Source organism: Staphylococcus haemolyticus, assembly GCF_006094395.1.
In the GTDB taxonomy this organism is placed as follows: domain Bacteria; phylum Bacillota; class Bacilli; order Staphylococcales; family Staphylococcaceae; genus Staphylococcus; species Staphylococcus haemolyticus.
Genome location: NZ_CP035291.1, coordinates 1,036,078 through 1,054,106, shown reverse-complemented (window position 1 = coordinate 1,054,106; position 18,029 = coordinate 1,036,078). Strand labels below are relative to the sequence as shown.

Annotated in this window: 17 protein-coding genes; 1 reads left to right on the top strand and 16 read right to left on the bottom strand. The window is 30.6% G+C overall.

Translation table 11 applies throughout. The features are described from left to right. Window positions 1-153: 153 nt before the first annotated feature. The 8 genes from yhaM to EQ029_RS05110 form a co-directional block, all read right to left on the bottom strand. Window positions 154-1,095 carry a 3'-5' exoribonuclease YhaM gene (yhaM, locus tag EQ029_RS05145; protein WP_016931340.1) on the bottom strand — a complete coding sequence of 314 codons (942 nt, stop codon included), beginning with the start codon at window positions 1,093-1,095 and terminating at the stop codon, window positions 154-156. After that, entirely contained in the window at window positions 1,092-4,028 is a 2,937-nt protein-coding gene (locus tag EQ029_RS05140; protein ID WP_016931341.1) for an ATP-binding protein, read from the bottom strand. Before EQ029_RS05140 ends, yhaM begins: the two co-directional genes overlap by 4 nt. Then, on the bottom strand, window positions 4,018-5,214 hold the full coding sequence (locus tag EQ029_RS05135; protein WP_016931342.1) for a metallophosphoesterase family protein: 1,197 nt from the start codon (window positions 5,212-5,214) through the stop codon (window positions 4,018-4,020). Before EQ029_RS05135 ends, EQ029_RS05140 begins: the two co-directional genes overlap by 11 nt. Window positions 5,215-5,360: 146 nt before the next feature. Further along, window positions 5,361-5,705, bottom strand: a complete 345-nt coding sequence (locus tag EQ029_RS05130) for a YlbF/YmcA family competence regulator (RefSeq protein ID WP_011275418.1) — start codon at window positions 5,703-5,705, stop codon at window positions 5,361-5,363. Window positions 5,706-5,773: 68 nt separating this feature from the next. Continuing rightward, window positions 5,774-6,904, bottom strand: coding sequence for a DUF445 domain-containing protein (locus EQ029_RS05125; RefSeq protein ID WP_033079568.1), 1,131 nt, complete (start codon window positions 6,902-6,904; stop codon window positions 5,774-5,776). A gap of 370 nt (window positions 6,905-7,274) precedes the next feature. Beyond that, the gene (gene xdrA, locus EQ029_RS05120) at window positions 7,275-7,739 is read right to left on the bottom strand and encodes an XRE family transcriptional regulator XdrA (RefSeq protein WP_011275416.1); all 465 of its coding nucleotides are present in this window, start codon (window positions 7,737-7,739) and stop codon (window positions 7,275-7,277) included. Window positions 7,740-8,003: 264 nt separating this feature from the next. Further along, a complete protein-coding gene (locus tag EQ029_RS05115; protein WP_011275415.1) occupies window positions 8,004-8,627 on the bottom strand; it encodes a response regulator in 624 nt (207 codons plus the stop codon). Between the two features lie 22 nt (window positions 8,628-8,649). Then, entirely contained in the window at window positions 8,650-9,759 is a 1,110-nt protein-coding gene (locus tag EQ029_RS05110; RefSeq protein ID WP_011275414.1) for a GAF domain-containing sensor histidine kinase, read from the bottom strand. Between the two features lie 187 nt (window positions 9,760-9,946). On the opposite strand from EQ029_RS05110, the gene EQ029_RS05105 reads away from it, so the two are divergent. Continuing rightward, complete coding sequence (locus EQ029_RS05105; RefSeq protein WP_011275413.1) at window positions 9,947-10,771, top strand: RluA family pseudouridine synthase; 825 nt, start codon at window positions 9,947-9,949, stop codon at window positions 10,769-10,771. 65 nt (window positions 10,772-10,836) lie between these two features. Here the strand turns inward: EQ029_RS05105 and fumC are convergent, their stop codons facing one another. The 8 genes from fumC to EQ029_RS05065 all read right to left on the bottom strand — a co-directional run bounded on the left by fumC (window position 10,837) and on the right by EQ029_RS05065 (window position 17,923). Beyond that, complete coding sequence (fumC, locus tag EQ029_RS05100) at window positions 10,837-12,222, bottom strand: class II fumarate hydratase (protein ID WP_011275412.1); 1,386 nt, start codon at window positions 12,220-12,222, stop codon at window positions 10,837-10,839. Window positions 12,223-12,428: 206 nt separating this feature from the next. Continuing rightward, complete coding sequence (locus EQ029_RS05095; protein WP_057504773.1) at window positions 12,429-12,824, bottom strand: hypothetical protein; 396 nt, start codon at window positions 12,822-12,824, stop codon at window positions 12,429-12,431. Between the two features lie 210 nt (window positions 12,825-13,034). Then, a complete protein-coding gene (locus EQ029_RS05090; RefSeq protein ID WP_011275410.1) occupies window positions 13,035-13,184 on the bottom strand; it encodes an SAS053 family DNA gyrase inhibitor in 150 nt (49 codons plus the stop codon). A 22-nt stretch (window positions 13,185-13,206) separates the two neighbouring features. Beyond that, the gene (locus tag EQ029_RS05085; RefSeq protein WP_011275409.1) at window positions 13,207-13,806 is read right to left on the bottom strand and encodes a 6-phosphogluconolactonase; all 600 of its coding nucleotides are present in this window, start codon (window positions 13,804-13,806) and stop codon (window positions 13,207-13,209) included. A gap of 171 nt (window positions 13,807-13,977) precedes the next feature. After that, window positions 13,978-14,448, bottom strand: a complete 471-nt coding sequence (gene trmL / locus EQ029_RS05080) for a tRNA (uridine(34)/cytosine(34)/5-carboxymethylaminomethyluridine(34)-2'-O)-methyltransferase TrmL (protein ID WP_016931343.1) — start codon at window positions 14,446-14,448, stop codon at window positions 13,978-13,980. After that, window positions 14,449-15,576 (bottom strand): tRNA epoxyqueuosine(34) reductase QueG, encoded by a 1,128-nt coding sequence (gene queG / locus EQ029_RS05075; RefSeq protein ID WP_011275407.1) that lies wholly within the window; start codon window positions 15,574-15,576, stop codon window positions 14,449-14,451. Between the two features lie 177 nt (window positions 15,577-15,753). After that, window positions 15,754-16,476 carry an amino acid ABC transporter ATP-binding protein gene (locus EQ029_RS05070; protein ID WP_016931345.1) on the bottom strand — a complete coding sequence of 241 codons (723 nt, stop codon included), beginning with the start codon at window positions 16,474-16,476 and terminating at the stop codon, window positions 15,754-15,756. Next, complete coding sequence (locus EQ029_RS05065; protein WP_053019944.1) at window positions 16,469-17,923, bottom strand: ABC transporter substrate-binding protein/permease; 1,455 nt, start codon at window positions 17,921-17,923, stop codon at window positions 16,469-16,471. The genes EQ029_RS05070 and EQ029_RS05065 overlap by 8 nt, the downstream gene beginning before the upstream one ends. Between the last annotated feature and the right edge of the window lie 106 nt (window positions 17,924-18,029).

Genomic DNA, 18,029 nt, shown 5'->3' with positions numbered 1-18,029 from the left:
ATTAACATTAAATCGTAAGGGAGCAAGTCTTAATTCTTAACGAATTGATTGACTTGCTCCCTTTCTCGTGTTCAAAATTGTATAAAACAAGCGTTTTTACCCACTACATTGTCTATTCATTAATTGACATTGTAAGGTAAAAACGCTTTTAAATTAGTCTAATTTTTCCGGATTGTAGAATTGTCGATTTTCCATACCAAAAATTCTTTCAGTAAATTGACCTTTATCTGTTTTCTTAAATGCTTTTTCAAACATATTCATTTTTGCATCAATATTGTCGATAAAGAATAATATTTCCGCTTCTTTTAAATGTGGCAATTTAGGTGATCCAAATTCCATTTTTCCGTGATGTGCTAAAATCATATGACGAAGTAACATCACTTCTTCACCATCAATTCCTAACTCTTTCGCCGCTTCCGCAACTTCATCACTTGCAATTGATATATGTCCTAACAAATTACCTTCAACTGTATATGTTGTAGCCACTGGACCACTTAATTCCCTTACTTTACCTAAATCATGCAAAATAATTGAACTATACAACAAACTACGGTTTAACAATGGATAAATGTTGCATAATGACTTAGCTATTTCTAGCATTGTAAGCACGTGATAACTTAGTCCACTTGCAAAATTATGATGGTGTGAACTTGCTGCAGGATACGTAAAGAATTTATCTTGATATTTTTTCAATAAATGACGTGTTATACGTTGTAAATTAGCATTTTCAATATCTAATATATAGTGTGAAATGTTTTCTTGGATTTCATCCGGAGATAAAGGTGCACCAGCAACGAAATCTTGAGTCTTAAATCCGTCTTCTGGTTTAGCTAATCTAAACTGATTGACTTTCATCTGTTTACGACCTCGATAATTAATCACGTCACCTTTAACCCAAACAATTGTCTCAGGTTTAAGAATCTGCATATCTTCTTTACTAACAGTCCATAGTTTGGCTTCAATATCACCACTTTTATCTTGTAAGAATAAAGTCATATAGTCTTTTCCTTGAGCAGTAACACCTTGTGTAGCTCTATGAATTAAGAAGAAATTTTCAACCGAGTCTCCTGGATTTAACTTTTCTACATTTCTCATCGTTTTCCGCCTTCCTCTAGTTTATTTAAAATTAGCATCTCTTTAGAAGGAATTGCAGTATCTTTCATGCAAGTGAAGTATAACACTTGATAATCTTTCGCTAATTCTCTTAAATAGTTTAACATCATTGATTTTCTTTGTTTATCAAAATGAACAAAAGCATCATCAATAATTATTGGGAATGGATAATAAGGTCTTAAAATCTTAATCAAACTAATTCTAAGTGCAATATATAATAATTCTTTCGTTGATTGACTTAGTTCAAGTGGATGATACATTTGGCCATTATTATGTTTAACCATTATTGTATCATTTTCATAAGTTATCATATTATAATTCCCTTGTGTAAGAGCCGTAAATATATTTACAGCTTCATTTATAACTTGAGGTAATCGTTTATCTTTAATTTGCTTAATATGTTCATTTATTAATGCTTCTAAGTAACTTAAACTAGCCCAATCTTTAGCTAAATCATTCATTCTATTCTTCAAGTTATAATACTCATGTCTTAACTTAGATAATGTTTTATCTGTCTCCATGTAATTAATTTGAGCGGTTAAGTCACTAACTTCAGTTTGTTTATCTAAATACTGATCGTTATATGCATCAACTTGTTTAGCAAGAAGCGCATCTTCTTCTTCCAATTGAGCAGTTGTTTTTTCGCTCAAATTCGAACTATCTTCGTAAGAGAAATTTTGATTTTCGAGATACGCAGTTAAATCATTAAATCTTGCAAGTTGTTGGTGATACAATTGATATTGCTCGTAAGATTGATAATATGCTTCTTCACTTGAAACATTGATATAAGTAAATAATGTATTAATAGTTTTTTCATTTTCTTCTAATTGTTCTTTTAATTGTTTCAATTCATTACTTAATAACTCAATTTGACTTTTAAGTTGTTCTTTCTTCTCTTTATTACTTTCGTATTTAGAAATCCAGTTCTTCATATCATTAAATAGTGAAGCTTTATTAAATGGTGTGATCTCATTTTCAGTATTTTTAAGCGCTTTATCATAAAAATGCGTCAATTTTTGATTTACTTGTTGATGTTGATCCAATAATTTACTACGGTAACTGTCATTTGATTTAAGTTGATTCATTGTTTTAAAGCTATCTATTAATAAATCATCTGTCATTTCATTAGGTACTTTCACATTTTCTTTAACTGCATTTAATTTTTGAGTTAAGTCATTGATTTGTTGTTCTGTATTTTGCAGTAAATTCTCTTGATGATTTAATTTATTAGCTAATACACTCTTATTGTTACTTGCATTACTCCAACGTTCACGAAGTTGAAATTGTTGATCTAAGTCGAAGTTTAAATCGTAATTAGATTCCAAATCATTAATTTGTTGTTCCAAATCATTAATCTCTTCACTAATTGATTCACTGTAATCAATTTCTTTTGTCTTAACCAAGAAAGTACCAACAATAAATATGACAGTTAAGATTGCAAATATAACTCCGAAAATTAAATTTTGAGTCACAAATGAGAATAGTGTTAAACCCAGACCAACTATAGATAACACTATAAAACTTAATCTAAGCCACCAATTTCGCTTTTGTTTTCTTTCTTTATCAGAATTAAAAGTATCTTTAAGTTTGTTATACAGATTCTCTTTCTCATGTAGTTCTAACTTTTGTTGATTATAATGTTTCTTTTTATCCAGTGAATCTTCAGAAACCAAATCTTTTTCCAAGTTTTCTATTTCCTGAGATAGCGTATTTTGTTCAATTTGGTTTTCATCAATAGCTCTTTCAATTTGTTGTTTTAACACTTTTTGCTCATTTCGCGTCTTGATGGTTTTACTAACATAATTTTTCATAGATTCAGAGGTATCTGTATTGTGATAAACTTCTTGCCAACCAATACTTGTTTTCAAATCAGCTTCTTGACGCTCGTAATCATCAATTTCTTGCTTAAGTGAAGAAGATTTCATTTCAGCTTGTTGAATTTCATTTTCATCACGAGTTAAATGATAAATATGATTAGCTGTATCTTCGTTCAAAGCAGGAATTGCATTAAATTCATTCTCTAATTGTTTTAATTTCTCTTCACGCAAACTTATATCTCTTGCTAGAGATTGTTTGTAATTTGAAGCTGTTTCATAACGCTCGATCCCTTTTTCCGGAAAACTTAATGGCTCAATATTAAGTTTTTGCTCTAAATCTTTCCATTCTTGGGCTTGTTCATGAATAGCAAGTTGCTTTTGTTTACTTTCATGCATTTTTGATAATTGGTTTAGATTGGCTTTTAAATGTTCCAAATGACGTTGTGATTTATCTCTATCATCAACTAAACGATGATATTCATCTAACTTAGATTCTTCTTCTCTTATTTGGGCTTCAAGGCTTTTCAATTCATCAAGCTGTTGATTGAGTATTGGGTTTTTTCCAGCCTTTTTATAAAGCGTGGTTTTCTTTTGACTGACCATTTTATTCATCATTGTGAACTCAGAAGAACCTAATGCACCTGCTTCAAGTAAATAACTTTGTAATTGGTCCTCATCTAAGTTACGGTGAATATCTTGTAATCCAAGCACATTAAACGAGAATATACCTTGATAAGTTTTCTTAGAAATGTAATTTAATTTTTTCTTGAGCCAAGTTTCGTCTCGAATCAAACCATTTTCTAGGTAAACTTTTACATCACCTGAAATGTTACCTTTAACTCTCTCTACTACGATCTCTGATTGGTCATCTAGTATAAGCGTAAGTTTTCCCCCATACTGATTACCCATACGGGGTTCAAGTCGAGGTTCTTTTTCTTTTTTCGTTGGAAAGCCAAAAAGTATAGAATGTATGAAAGCTTGAATCGTTGATTTACCAGCTTCATTCTCACCAAAAATTTCAGTAAATTCACGGTTGAACTCTATTTTGCGATGCACAAATTGGCCATAGCCGTAAATCTCTAAAGATTTAATGATCATCACTTTCACCTCTCATGTCTGCCTTTAAAATTTTCTCAGCGCGATTAACAAGTTCAACAGTATCAAACTCAGTATAATCTTCTAAATATTTGGATGCTCTAGGGTTTAAATATAATTCAGTCATCGCCTCTTCAAACACTTTATTATCTTTGATTAAATCAGCTGAAAATTCTCTTACAAGAGGTACTTCATCCATTTGCATATAATTAAATGTGAGCGTTTCTATGATTACGAAATGATGTTCATTTTCTTCATAGTCATCAATCATTTCTTTAATTTGACTAATGTCTTGTGAAGAAATGGGTCTATCACTGTCAACATTTACAGTTAATCTATAAAAAGCCTTTCCATCAGAACGTACACTTTCTTTGAAGGATTGAATTGCTTCATAGATACCTTGTTTTGTAAGTTTGTCAGTTTTGATAGTAGCTTCTTCAAATCTAATTTGTTGCGTTGGAATAAAAGTAGCGTTTAATCGTAAATGGTCGCCTTCTACCAATAAACATCCCTTAGGTCCTTGCTCACCAAAATGACGTCCTTGAATGTTTCCAGGATAGTAAATTGGAGGCATATCACTTAATTCTTGTCTTTCATGAATATGGCCAAGTGCCCAATAATGATATAGTTTTTGATTCAAATCTTCTAAAATAAATTCAGTATAGCGATTTTTAGTTGAAGATTTACTATAAGTACCGTGTAACATTCCAATATGAATACCTTTTTTACCTTGGCTAGATGGATACTCATCAATTTTATTTTCATAACTTGTATCATGTTGATAACTAAAACCATGTACAAAAATTGTCTCTCCATCTTTAGTGATAGCTTGATATGTTTCTACTCTATTTGAGAAGACCGAAACATTATCTGGCCAATCATTAGTAATTTTTTCAGTAAGTGGATCATGATTACCATGACTTATGTAAACGAAAATTTGTTCTTTTTCTAATCGCATAAATTGTTCTTTCAAGAATACTTCAGCACGCAACGTACGATTCTCACTATCAAATAAATCTCCAACGATGAGAACAAAATCAACTTCTTCTTTTAATGCTGTATCGACAATCTTCTTAAAGCTTTCATAAGCACTGTTTTGAACATCTTCAAAAATTGATGGCGCCAAATGACTTTTAGATTTAAAGGGGCTGTCGAGATGTAAATCTGCACAGTGAATAAATTTTATCATTGAAATTAGCTCCTTAATTGCATCTTCGTTTATCTTTATGTATTCCTATATTTTACCATAACTTATTTATTTGGGTCGATGAACTTATATATTAAAAAAGCTACAAAGCTTTCAATTGAAAGCTTTGTAGCTTATTGTGCTAACAATTAGTCAGCGTAAATTTCATCTAAAGGTTTAACAATGATTTGGTTAATTTCTTGGAATACTTGACTCATTTTTTGCTCAGCTTGCATTAATTCAGAAATATTTTCATCTTTTTCAATTGCTTGAGCTTGTTCTTGAGCTTTTGCTAAATCTTCTTCAGGAATTTCTTCACCTTGCATTTGTTTTTGTTGGAAACTTAATTGAGTTTCACGGAACTCATCAAATAATTTTTTTGATTCTTCATTATCTTTAACTTTAGAAAAAGCATCTTTAATAGCTTTATATTCATCACTATCTCTTAATGCTTGTTCTAGTTGATTTGCATAATCATATAAATTTACTGCCATGTTTGTTTGCACTCCTTAGTGAAAAGTAATTTTGACAACTCTTTATTACCATAACATATTATTTATAGTTAGACAAAGATTGCGACTATACCTTGGAAGAATCCTATAATACCACCCAAAATGAAACCTAAAGACATGATAAGTTTTAACTCTTTATTAGCGATTTCAATAATTAATCTTTCAATATAATCTAAGTCAAAGGTATTAATTTGATTTTCAACCATCTGACGTAAATTTATTTTTGTCATTATCGTTGATAAATGATTAGATGCTTGTTTAATTATTAAATCAGTAATTGTATTAGCAACTCCTACTTGAATTTGATCAACTAATTTTGGTGTTAACTTACTGATTGGAGTATCCATTTTTTCATTTAATTGTATATTTGTAATGACTAAATGCACCAAGGATTCACTTATATTTGTAAATTGTTCTTCTTTAACAACATGACTTAAAGGTTGAGATTTTAATGTTTCATATTCATCTCGAATCACTTTGTCAATAATAACTTTTGCTTTAGGATGTCTTGTTAAACGTATTAATTCATGTTGAACACGTTCAGCAATACTTTCTTTAGTCATAAACATTTGTAATAATCCAACGATTTTACCTTTTTCAGCAAAAAATGTATCTAGCATATCGTAAATATCTCTAGCACCTTTATCTGAAGAAAGATAATTACGTGCACGTTCTCGAATTAAATCTCCTGCTTGGTCTAATTTTTCATCGACCATAGTTATTACGTCTGCAGGAAGAATTTCATTAATTGATGTTGCCTGTTTATCATAGTAATAATTATTCAATTTATTTATTATAGTTTTATCTAACTTATTGTTAATGAGGTCATCAAGATCAAACTCAAATTGATTTGCAAACTTTCGTATTGTAGCATCGTCACTTTTTAGTTTAGACAATTGCTTTATTACTAAATCATTGATTGCTTCACGCGTATTTGGTTCATTTAACTTTTGAAGTATAACTGACTCTGTTATCAAATGTTCTTCAATCACTTGACCTATCTTAGTAGCAATTTCTTCTCTTCTTTTAGGAATTAGACCAGGTGTAAATGGTATACGCATCTTGAATATATAATATGGTTTAAATGGATGGAATAACATTCTTATTGCAATTACATTTGTTACACCTCCAATTACAGCCCCTACTACTACCATAAATAGGATAACTAAAAAAGCTTGCATCTCGATTTCTCCTTAAAAATTATTTTCACAATATGATGATTATATCATTTTAGAATATATGGTTCCTTAATTTTACTTTTCATTAAAATTGAAAATGCTGAATTGTTTTGAAAATAAAAAAATCGAGCCGCGATATCAAATATCTTAGGCTCGTCTTTTAATTAATATCAAGTTAAACTTAAGCTGAGAATTTCTTGATATAAGATTAATCTCAGTTCAGTCAGTTTTACAACTAAGCTATGTAGTCTCAGAACATTATGTTCGCCATAAGTAATAACCACACACCTTGAATGTATATAAATTAAAAGTGATTAAATCTGGTGTGATTCTTCTATCACTTTCATATTAAATCATAATATTTTAACTACTATTAAACGTGCATTAATTCTTCTTTAGCATTTCTGTTAAAGTATGTTTCAGCTTCTCTTAATTTTGAAGTGCCAAAGATAGGTTGCTTTTCAGAATTTAAAACTCTATATATGTTGCTTACTTTATTACTTTGTAACATAAAACCATTACGTGTTTCGATAGTATTCCAATAAATATCACTTGTTGTTGAATGATTTGGATATGCACAATGATTACGTGAAATAGTTTGAACAATTTCTAAAGGATCGCAACCAAACGTATTATTTAAAACATCTGAATCTCTGAATAATGCACAAATTGAAACACATGTTGTCCAGTTTGGTAACACACGTTCTTTCTCAATTTGAACTAATGTTTTTTTTGAAAGGCCAATTGTTTGAGCCATAGTATCTTGCGTATAGCCCGCTTCAATTCTTACCATTTTAAATTTTGTTTGAATTAAATCTGTGAAACTCTGTCTATCCATATTTTATTCTCTACCTTTCTAATAGGGGTTAATTTATCCGGACACAAGAAATTGCAATAATACACATTTCTTGAAACACAAATTACATCTTAATATATTTTCAATAAAATGAAAAGAGGAATTTTTGTTTTTGTATACAATTTCATTAATGGCGAAATTATCAAAATAATTAAATTAATTTATTTGCTAACTCACTTCTAATAAGCCTTTACATTTTAATTGTATTTTCATTCCTACCTCTTTCACGATTTATTATATTACACTCTATACAAGTTTATTTTCAATAGCATAAATTGCTGCTTGTGTACGGTCTGTTACACTTAACTTATTAAATATATGACTAACATGTGTTTTTATTGTTTTTTCAGAAACGAATAACGTATTTGCAATTTCTTTGTTCGTTTTACCTTTTACCATTTCAGCTAATACTTCTATTTCTCGTTTAGATAGCTTATTAGTGTTATGAGGTTTTGAAGACACGGTCTCTATTACACTTTGTGCTTCTGGATGAATAATCCGTTTATTATTTAAAACGTCATGTATGGTTTGAATTAATTTTTGAGGCTCAACATCCTTCATTTCATATCCATCAGCCCCTTTATTAATAGCTGAAATAACATGTTCATCATCAACATAACTTGTTAATACCAATACTTTAATATCAGGGAAATGAGATTTCACGTATTCTGTCACTTCAATACCATTCATTTCAGGCATTACCAAATCAAGAAGGATGATATCTGGTATATCATTTTCATTTAAATAATTAATTAAAGATTGACCATCCGATAAGCTTGCCAAAACTTCCAAATCAGCCACCGTCGATAAAAGGAATTCCAATCCTTGTCTTACAATATGATGGTCATCAATCAATATGACCTTAGCCACAATTTTTTCTCCTTTCACCAATTTACAAAGGAAGCTTTAAAGAAAGCGTTGTTCCTTTGTTAGGCATTGTATCTATTTTAACTTGTCCATTTAATGCATAAATTCGTTGACTTATATTTTTTAACCCTTGTGATGAAGTATTAGTTTCTTTGTTCATATCGAAACCAATTCCTTCGTCTTTTGCAATAATGATCAACTTTTCTTTATCTTGTTTTAAAATAATATGCACTGAATTAGTTTTAGCATGTTTTTTAGTATTATTTATACATTCCTGTAATATCCTATAAACGTTCTCTTCTACGATATTCGATAAACTAATAATTCCCTCAACATTTATTGTTAGTTTTATATTTAGAATTTGCGCATATTGATTTAATGCCTGCACCAAACCATGCTCAAGACCTACTGGTTTAAGTTGCCAAATTAGTGTACGCATTTCATTAACCGCATTTTGACTTGTTTCTTCAATTGTCTTAAAAGCTTTTTTCGCAATTTCATCTGTCGTTATGTCATGTGCTGCATGAGCGGTCAATTTTAATGAAAATAATAATTGGTTTACTGAATCATGTAAGTCTCTTGCTAAACGATTACGTTCATTTAATCTAGCTGCCTCTTTTTCTTGATCAGTTAAATATATGCGTTTAATTGCAGAGCCTATCTGTAAAGCGACCGATTCTAATAGGGCTAAATCCTGTTCACTATAACGCGTAGTATATGGTGATGCAACATTGAGTAAACCATATTGTTCTGTGCCAGAGCGTAGTGGCACTGTAGCATGGTGTGTTACACCTTCCGTTTCTGCTTTATATGCTTGATTTGCTAAATTTATTCTAGAACAATTGATTATGTTAGAAGCCTTCGTTAAACGCTCATTATGATACGCAGTGACACACCAACAAGATCCCTCTTTCATATAACAGCAATTATCCTTCTTTAATGCACCTGGAAGATCAACATCAGCTACCATCTCATGATGGCCATTATTATCTATAAAGAAGATCCAACCAGTTGTAAAGTTACTACCATTTATTAAATAATTTAAAGCACCGTGCATCATATTATATAATTCTGTTTCCTCATTGAGATATTCTGCTATTTCTTTTAATAATGCTAAGCGTGTTGGTTTTTCCATGAAATCGCCTCAGTTACTCATATTTGCATTAGTCTTATTATACAGTGAGATTTACATTTTTAAAAATGTAAAAATGTTTAAGTTACATATTATTATTTATTATGAAATTCGTAAGATTGTGATTAATATACGTTATTAGCAATCTGAGATATGGTATGATTAATGCGAATGCTATTAGGAGGAAATTATGAAGTTTAAAATACATGAGAATTATAATCAAAATACTTTGAGAGAAATTTTTCAATCATTGAAATTGCCTAAGAAAGACTTACATCAGTTAAATATGTCAAAAGATATAACTATTAACAATCACCCTGCGAAATTAACAGATAAAGTGGTTATCGGGGATGATATCTACATTCCAACACCAGTAGAAAAAAGTAATTACTTACCTAGTTATCGTTACGCACAAATTAGTTATGAAGATGATGATTTAGCTATTGTCATGAAACCTAAAGGCGTTAAGACGCATCCAAATGATTTAAAAGAGAGTAACACTTTAATGAATCATGTTATTTATACATTAGAAAGTGATTATGTCGAACCTATTCATCGCTTAGACCAAGAAACAGTTGGTTTACTCATTGTAGCTAAGAATCCTCTAATGAAAAAAATTCTAGATCGTATGTTGGAAGAAAATGAAATTACTAGAATATATAAGGCTAATGTTAAGTCATTATTACCAATTAAACCTCAAACTATTGATAGTCCTATAGGTAAGGATAAATTCCATCCTAATAAACGACGAATTTCTAATACAGGTCAACGAGCGATTACGCATATTCTTTCCTCTAAAATGATTAAAGAAGGCGTATGTCAATTGGATATTAAACTAGATACGGGTCGTACCCATCAAATTAGGGTTCATTTAGCTGAAATTGGTCATCCTGTTATAGGCGATCCTTTGTATGGTGATTCTACATTACGCCAACTAGAACTTAATAGTCATAAAATTGAGTTTAAACATCCACTCACTCAAGAATTAATATCAGTTAGTTTGGATGATGAATAATTAATAAGGAGTAACTATCGATTCATAGACAGTTACTCCTTTTATTAGTTATATGTGGTTGCTTTTTAGTGTGGGTCAACCATATCCTCAGGCTTAATCCATTCTTCAAATTGCTCTTCTGTAACATGACCAGATTGAATAGCAGATTCTTTTAAAGTTAACCCTTCTTTATGTGCTTTCTTAGCTATTTGAGCAGCTTTTTCATAACCAATGTGTGGATTTAGTGCAGTAACTAACATTAATGATTGATTTAAATAATTATTAATGTTTTCTTCAATTGGTTCAATGCCGACTGCACAATTATCATTAAACGTTTGCATACCATCTGCAAGTAAGTAAATTGATTGTAATGTATTATGAAGAATTACTGGTTTAAATACATTTAATTCAAAATTACCTTGAGAACTTGCAATACCAACTGTAGTGTCATTACCCATAACTTGTACTGCAACCATAGTTAACATTTCACATTGTGTTGGATTTACTTTACCAGGCATGATAGATGATCCTGGTTCATTTTCAGGAATTGAAATCTCTGCAAGTCCCGCTCTAGGACCAGAAGCTAACCATCTAATATCATTGGCGATTTTCATTAAGTCTGCTGCTAAGGCTTTTAACGTACCATGTAATTGCACGACTTCATCATGTGAAGTCAACGCATGGAATTTATTTTCAGATGATACAAAGTTATATCCAGTATTCTCTGAGATAAATTTAGCAACTTTATTACCAAATTCTGGATGTGCATTAATACCTGTACCTACGGCAGTTCCACCGATAGCCAAACTTAAGATATGTTTTTTTGATTCAGCTAATAATTCTTCACATTTATCTAACATATAACGCCAGCCACTAATTTCTTGACCTAATTTAATTGGTGTCGCATCTTGTAAGTGTGTACGTCCAATTTTAATAATTGATTGGTATTTATCTTCTTTTTCTTTAAAAGTATCACGTAAATGTTTTAATGCAGGTTCAAGTTTTGTTTCAACTTCATGATATAATGCAACATGCATTGCTGTTGGAAATGTATCATTTGAACTTTGAGATTTATTCACATCATCATTAGGATGAATCGATTCATCGATACCTTGTTCTTTTAAATATTTATTTGCTACGAAGCTGACTACTTCGTTAACGTTCATGTTACTTTGCGTACCGCTTCCTGTTTGCCAAACAACTAGTGGGAAATGTTCATCTAATTCCCCTTTTAAAATTAAATCACAAGCGTAAACGATTGCATCTTTTTTAGCATCGCTTAGTTTTCCTAGTTCATGATTTGCTAATGCTGCACCTCGTTTTAATTGAGCAAATCCATATACTACTTCAATTGGCATACGTTCTTTACCTACAGGAAAGTTTCGTTTACTTCTCTCCGTTTGTGCACCCCAATATTTATCACCAGGTACTTCAATTTCTCCGAATGTATCGTGTTCAATTCTTACTGACATGCGATAATCTCCCCTTATACAATTATTTATTCATAGTATAGCATTATTTAAATTAAAGGGGCAATGCATTACTAAAGCGGTTTCAATAATACAAATTTATATCATAGATATAAAAAAATAACGATTGAAACAATGATTTAATGTCCCAATCGCTACTATCTTTGAAAAAATTTTGTCTTATCGTAATTGACCGTTGCTCGCTTAAGTTAGACTTGATATTTAACTTTTACTACTTTAATAACAGCTAAAGCACTCAAAATATAAAATATAATACTTAAAGTTATTGTAATAGGACTTATTTGAACTAGAAATCCTATAAAACCAGTGAATTGCGTATAAATATCATTTAAAGAATAAATTAAAATACCAGTTATTAAAATACAACACAACACACTTATGAACACTCCTGTTTGATTACTCTTAATAAAAGGCTGAGCACTAATATTATCAATTAAGCCTTTAGATAAATTTAATTGTAATTTTATGATTTTAAACAAAATAGGTAAGTAAAGTGCACCGAATGCTATTGGAAATCCTTTGATAGAAAGTAAACTAATTATAATTGTGGCAATCGTAAGTGGAAGCCAATATTTATGTAACATTTTAAGCTCTCCTTATACATTTTCATTGAATTTTATTTTACCATAATTTTTATAGCATTAAATTGAATTAAATGATTGATTGATCAAATTACGCACTCAAATGACAATATATATTGCTTCATTAAAAAAATAACCTAAGACATCTTTAACATCTTAGGTTACTTAGTTCATAACTAATATTTATTTTGTTAATTATCATCAAGTTTTAATTTACTCATGCGATTGATTCAACTTGTCCTCGTCGTTTTCTTCAGAAATTTGTTCCATTTCTTTACCCAAGGTTTTCAAGTCATCTAAATCTTGAACCATCGCATTTTCTTCCTCATGATAATTTAATTCTGAATCTTTATTTTTAGTCATAACTCAGACCTCACTTTTAAATTTAAGCAAATCTAGCAGTGAAATATTCTTTAACATCCTCAGGTAAACCTTCTGCAGCTGCTCTATCTAAAACAACTGTTACCATTCTATGAGCTTTTAAATCAGATGGTTCAAAGCTAGATTTACCATTTTCTTCATAAAGTTTTTTAACAACTTCACGTTTATTAGCACCAGTCACAACTAATACTACTTCACGCGCTTTTAATAATCCTTGTCTTACATTTACATTTAAACTACCTGATTCATCAATAGAAGTAACTTGTAAAATTAATTTACCTTTATTTTCTTTAGTTTTAATTTTGTCATCAATTAAAGATTCTGCATCATCGTCAAGATTAATTGGATAAATTTGACTAGCAGGTACACCTAATGCTTCATAGTAAGAGCGATTATCGTCATAATCTAAGATATTTACTTGACTAAAATCAACCGCATTATGATCTACATCTTTCTTTAACTCATCTAAAACAGGTGCAGCATCCTTTGTTAAATGAATTCCCGCAATAGTTGTAGGGTTATTATTAAATTGCTTTCTAATGATATCTGCTGTGTACTCAGCTACATGTTCTACATCATTAAATACTTTAAAGTTCATTGCCATTGTCATTACACTCCTCTTAGTTCATCAATGTCATATAAATAACGTATTATTCGTTAAATTACCCTATTAGACACTAAATGAAACTATTTTAAAAATGTTATTATAAATCACTAATAAATATAACATTTTTTATTAAATAGATGCATTGAATTTTAACTAACAAACTACTTATTAGGATAAGCCTGGGAAATTTTGTTGTCGCAATGCTTCATAAATTAATAAAGCGGCTGTGTTAGATAAATTTAACGATCTGATATTTTCACTCATAGGAATTCTTAATGCCGTGTCAGCGTATTTGTCTTTTACCCAATCCGGTAATCCAGTCGTTTCTCTTCCAAATATAAAATAATAATCTGTATCTTCTTTAGAAAAATCAAAATCACTATACGTTTGTTTTCCAAATTTAGTTAGTAAGTAGTACTCACCTTGAGTAGCATCGAAAAAGTCTTCAATACTCTCATGATAAGTAATATTTACATGCTCCCAATAATCAAGGCCAGCACGTTTTAACATTTTATCATCAGTACTGAAGCCCAAAGGCTTAATTAAATGTAAATGTGTGTTCGTTCCTGCACAGGTACGTGCAATATTACCAGTATTTGCAGGAATTTCTGGTTGAAATAAAACAATATGGTTTGTCATTTAAAGTTTCCTCATTTCTAGTCCTTTTATCATTTCATTTTGAACTTCCTCAATTTCATTTTCATAGTTTGCAACTATAAATTCACGTGCATCTTCACCTTGAATTTGGCCAATCGCCCAGTATGCCGTCCCTCTTATCATAGGTCTTGGATCATTTAATGCAACTTCCTTAAGTTCTGGTATTGCTGTCTCTTCATTAAAATGTGCTAAAGCTATGATTGCATTACGTTGAATTGGTTTTTTACCTCGCCAAGCACCAGCTAAATGCCCATATGTTTGTTTGAATTCTTTATTGCTCATTTGTAATAACGGTACCAATCTTGGTTTTAGAATCTCAGGTTCTAGTATAATGTCATCATGTGTTGTATTGATTCCCCTATTTCTAGGACAAACTTGTTGGCACGTGTCACATCCATATAAGCGATTGCCTATCTTATATCTATATTCATCTTGCAAATATCCTTTAGTTTGAGTTAAAAAACTAATACATTTTTGAGAATTCAATTGACCATTTCCAACAAGCGCCCCTGTAGGACATCTATCTACACAAATTGTACAATCTCCACAGCTATCAAGTAATGGATCATCAGGTTCAAATGGGATACTCACTAACAATTCACCTAAATAACTCCATGTTCCTAAATCTGGATTAATAATAAAACCATTACGTCCAGCAAATCCTAAACCTGCTCGTTCAGCAACGGCCCTATCTGATAATACACCAGTATCAACCATACTTTTTAATTCTACATCAGGAACTTTAGATTGAATAAAATCAGCAAGTTTATCTAAACGTTTACGCATAATAGAGTGATAGTCTTGCCCCCAAGAGGCACGAGCAAACATACCTCGGCGATCACCTCTGACACTTTTAGGCGCACCTTTAAGCTTATTCGGATATCCAACAGCAATTGCTATAATTGAGCGTGCGGTAGGCAAACTTAATTTTGGCTCAGTTCTTAATGAAATATCTGACTCTTCAAAACCCGAAGCATAGCCATTTGCATGATAATCTTCTAATTTCTTTTTAAGTTCATCAAATGGATCGGCAGTAGTAAAACCTATACTATCAATACCTATTGAATATGCATAATCGATGATTTCTTGTTTAAGCCAATTATAATCCAATTTATTTGCCTCCTTAAAAATGATACATATGACATTTTAACATAATCCACATTATGAAATCGTTATTTATTTATATAATAATTGAACACTTTCCTAGTAAATATTCCAGTTCAATTTAAAAATAGCGAGTTTGAAACATGAAATAATGTCTCAGACTCGCTGTTATTTGTTTACTTATTATAAAACTCTTGATAAAAAGTTTTGCGTTCTTTGATGTGTTGGTGATTGAAATATTTGCTGAGGTGAACCTTCTTCAATAACATACCCATCTGCCATAAATATAACTTTATCACTCACATCTTTTGCAAATCCCATTTCGTGTGTAACAACAACCATTGTCATTCCTTCTTTAGCTAAATCTTTCATTACCTTTAGCACATCATACACTACCTCTGGATCCAATGCAGACGTAGGTTCATCAAACAATATAATATCTGGATGCATAGCCAGTGCCCTTGCAATCGCAACTCTTTGTTTTTGTCCTCCAGATAATTGAGAAGGATATACATTTGCCTTATCTTCAAGTCCAACTTTTTCTAATAAAGTTAATGCCTCTTGTTTCAATTGATTTAAATCGCTTTTATTTAATAACTTAGGTGCCAATATGATGTTATTTAATACAGTTTTATGTGGAAATAGATTAAAATTTTGAAAGACCATGCCCATTTTTTGACGTAATTTATTTAAGTTATTTTTGTGATTAGAGAGTTCATTACCTTCGAATATAACCCTTCCATTTGTCGGTGTTTCTAACAAATTCATACATCTTAATAAAGTGCTTTTTCCACTTCCTGATGGTCCTATAATCGCTAATACTTCACCTTTTTTAATCTCTAAATTAATATCCTTAAGCACTTCATTTTTTCCAAATTTTTTATTTAAATTTTCAATTTTAATCACTTGCTTTCAGTCTCCCTTCGATTAAACTCATTAATCTTGATAATGAAAAAGTTAATACAAAGTACATACATGCTGCTATGATTAATGGCGTAAATGGATCAAATGAAATACCTTGAACAACCTGTGCATTAAACATAATTTCACCAACCCCAATTGTAGATATGATTGATGATTCTTTTATTAAAGTTACAAATTCGTTTCCTAGCGCTGGCAATATATTTTTAAAAGCTTGAGGCAATATGATATGAATCATTGTTTTTGAGTAGTTTAACCCCAAGCATTGTGCAGCTTCAGTTTGGCCTTTATCAACTGCATTAATTCCAGCTCTAATTATCTCAGCAATATAGGCTGAAGAATTAATAACTAAGGCAATCGTCCCACAAATTAAAGCAGAAATGTCTAATCCTAAAAGCGCGGTAGTGCCAAAAAATACGATAAACACTTGCACTAACATCGGTGTTCCTCTTAAAAATTCTATATATATTGTTGCGGGTAAAGAAATAATTTTAAACTTACTTAATTTTGCAAGTGCAATAAATGACCCGATTATTGCTCCACATACAACACCAATTAAAGAGATTATTATAGTGTTTTGTAATCCTTTTAAGAAAAAAGTTCCATACTTTTGAATAAAGCTTCCATCATTAACCATTTGTTCTGAAGCAATATCCATATATTTATTAATTAAATGTTTATCTTTAACATCTTTAATAGAGTGATTTAAGTGTTCTAATAAAATTGGTGAGTCTTTCGGTAGTGCTATAACTGTGGGTTTCTTTTCTTCATTGAAAGAAACATGGGCAATATTTAAATCCTTATTTTGCTTAGCATAAGCATCTGCTACTGGTTTTTCGATTACTAAACCATCAATTTTTTTACTTTTAAGTGCCAAAATTGCATCTGGTAAACGATTTAATGAACTTATTTGTGCATTTTCTATTTCTTGCTGTGCAATTTTTTCTTGTTCACTTCCCTTTTGAGCTCCTATTTTTTTATTATTAAAATCACTCAACTTATGGTAGGTATCATTATTATTTTTTCTAATTAACATAACATTTCCTGTTTCCATATATGGCTCGGAAAAATCAACTTCTTTTTTTCTTTCAGGTGTTGTTGTCATTCCTGATATAATTACGTCAATTTTTCCAGTTTTCAAAGCTCCAAGTAGGCTATCAAATTGCATATTCACTATTTTTAACTTTAAATGATTATCTTTGGCAATTTTTTTTGCTAATTCAATATCTACACCAGCATACTCTGTTTTACCATTTTTAGTTTTTTCAAATTCTAATGGTGCGTAATCAGCTGATAATCCTACTCTTAATTCACCCCTATCTTTAATTTTATTCCAAGTTGCATCTTCATCAGCTAATGCCATTGGTTGTATGTATATCAATGTCAAACTAATTAAGATTGCTATCGCAAGTACTTTTGTTAATTTTTTCATAAGCAACCTCCTTTAATTAATTCATTATTATACACATAATCGCATTAATATACAATAAAAATTTTAAAAAAGAGTGAAACAAAATTCGATTTGAATCTTTGTCTCA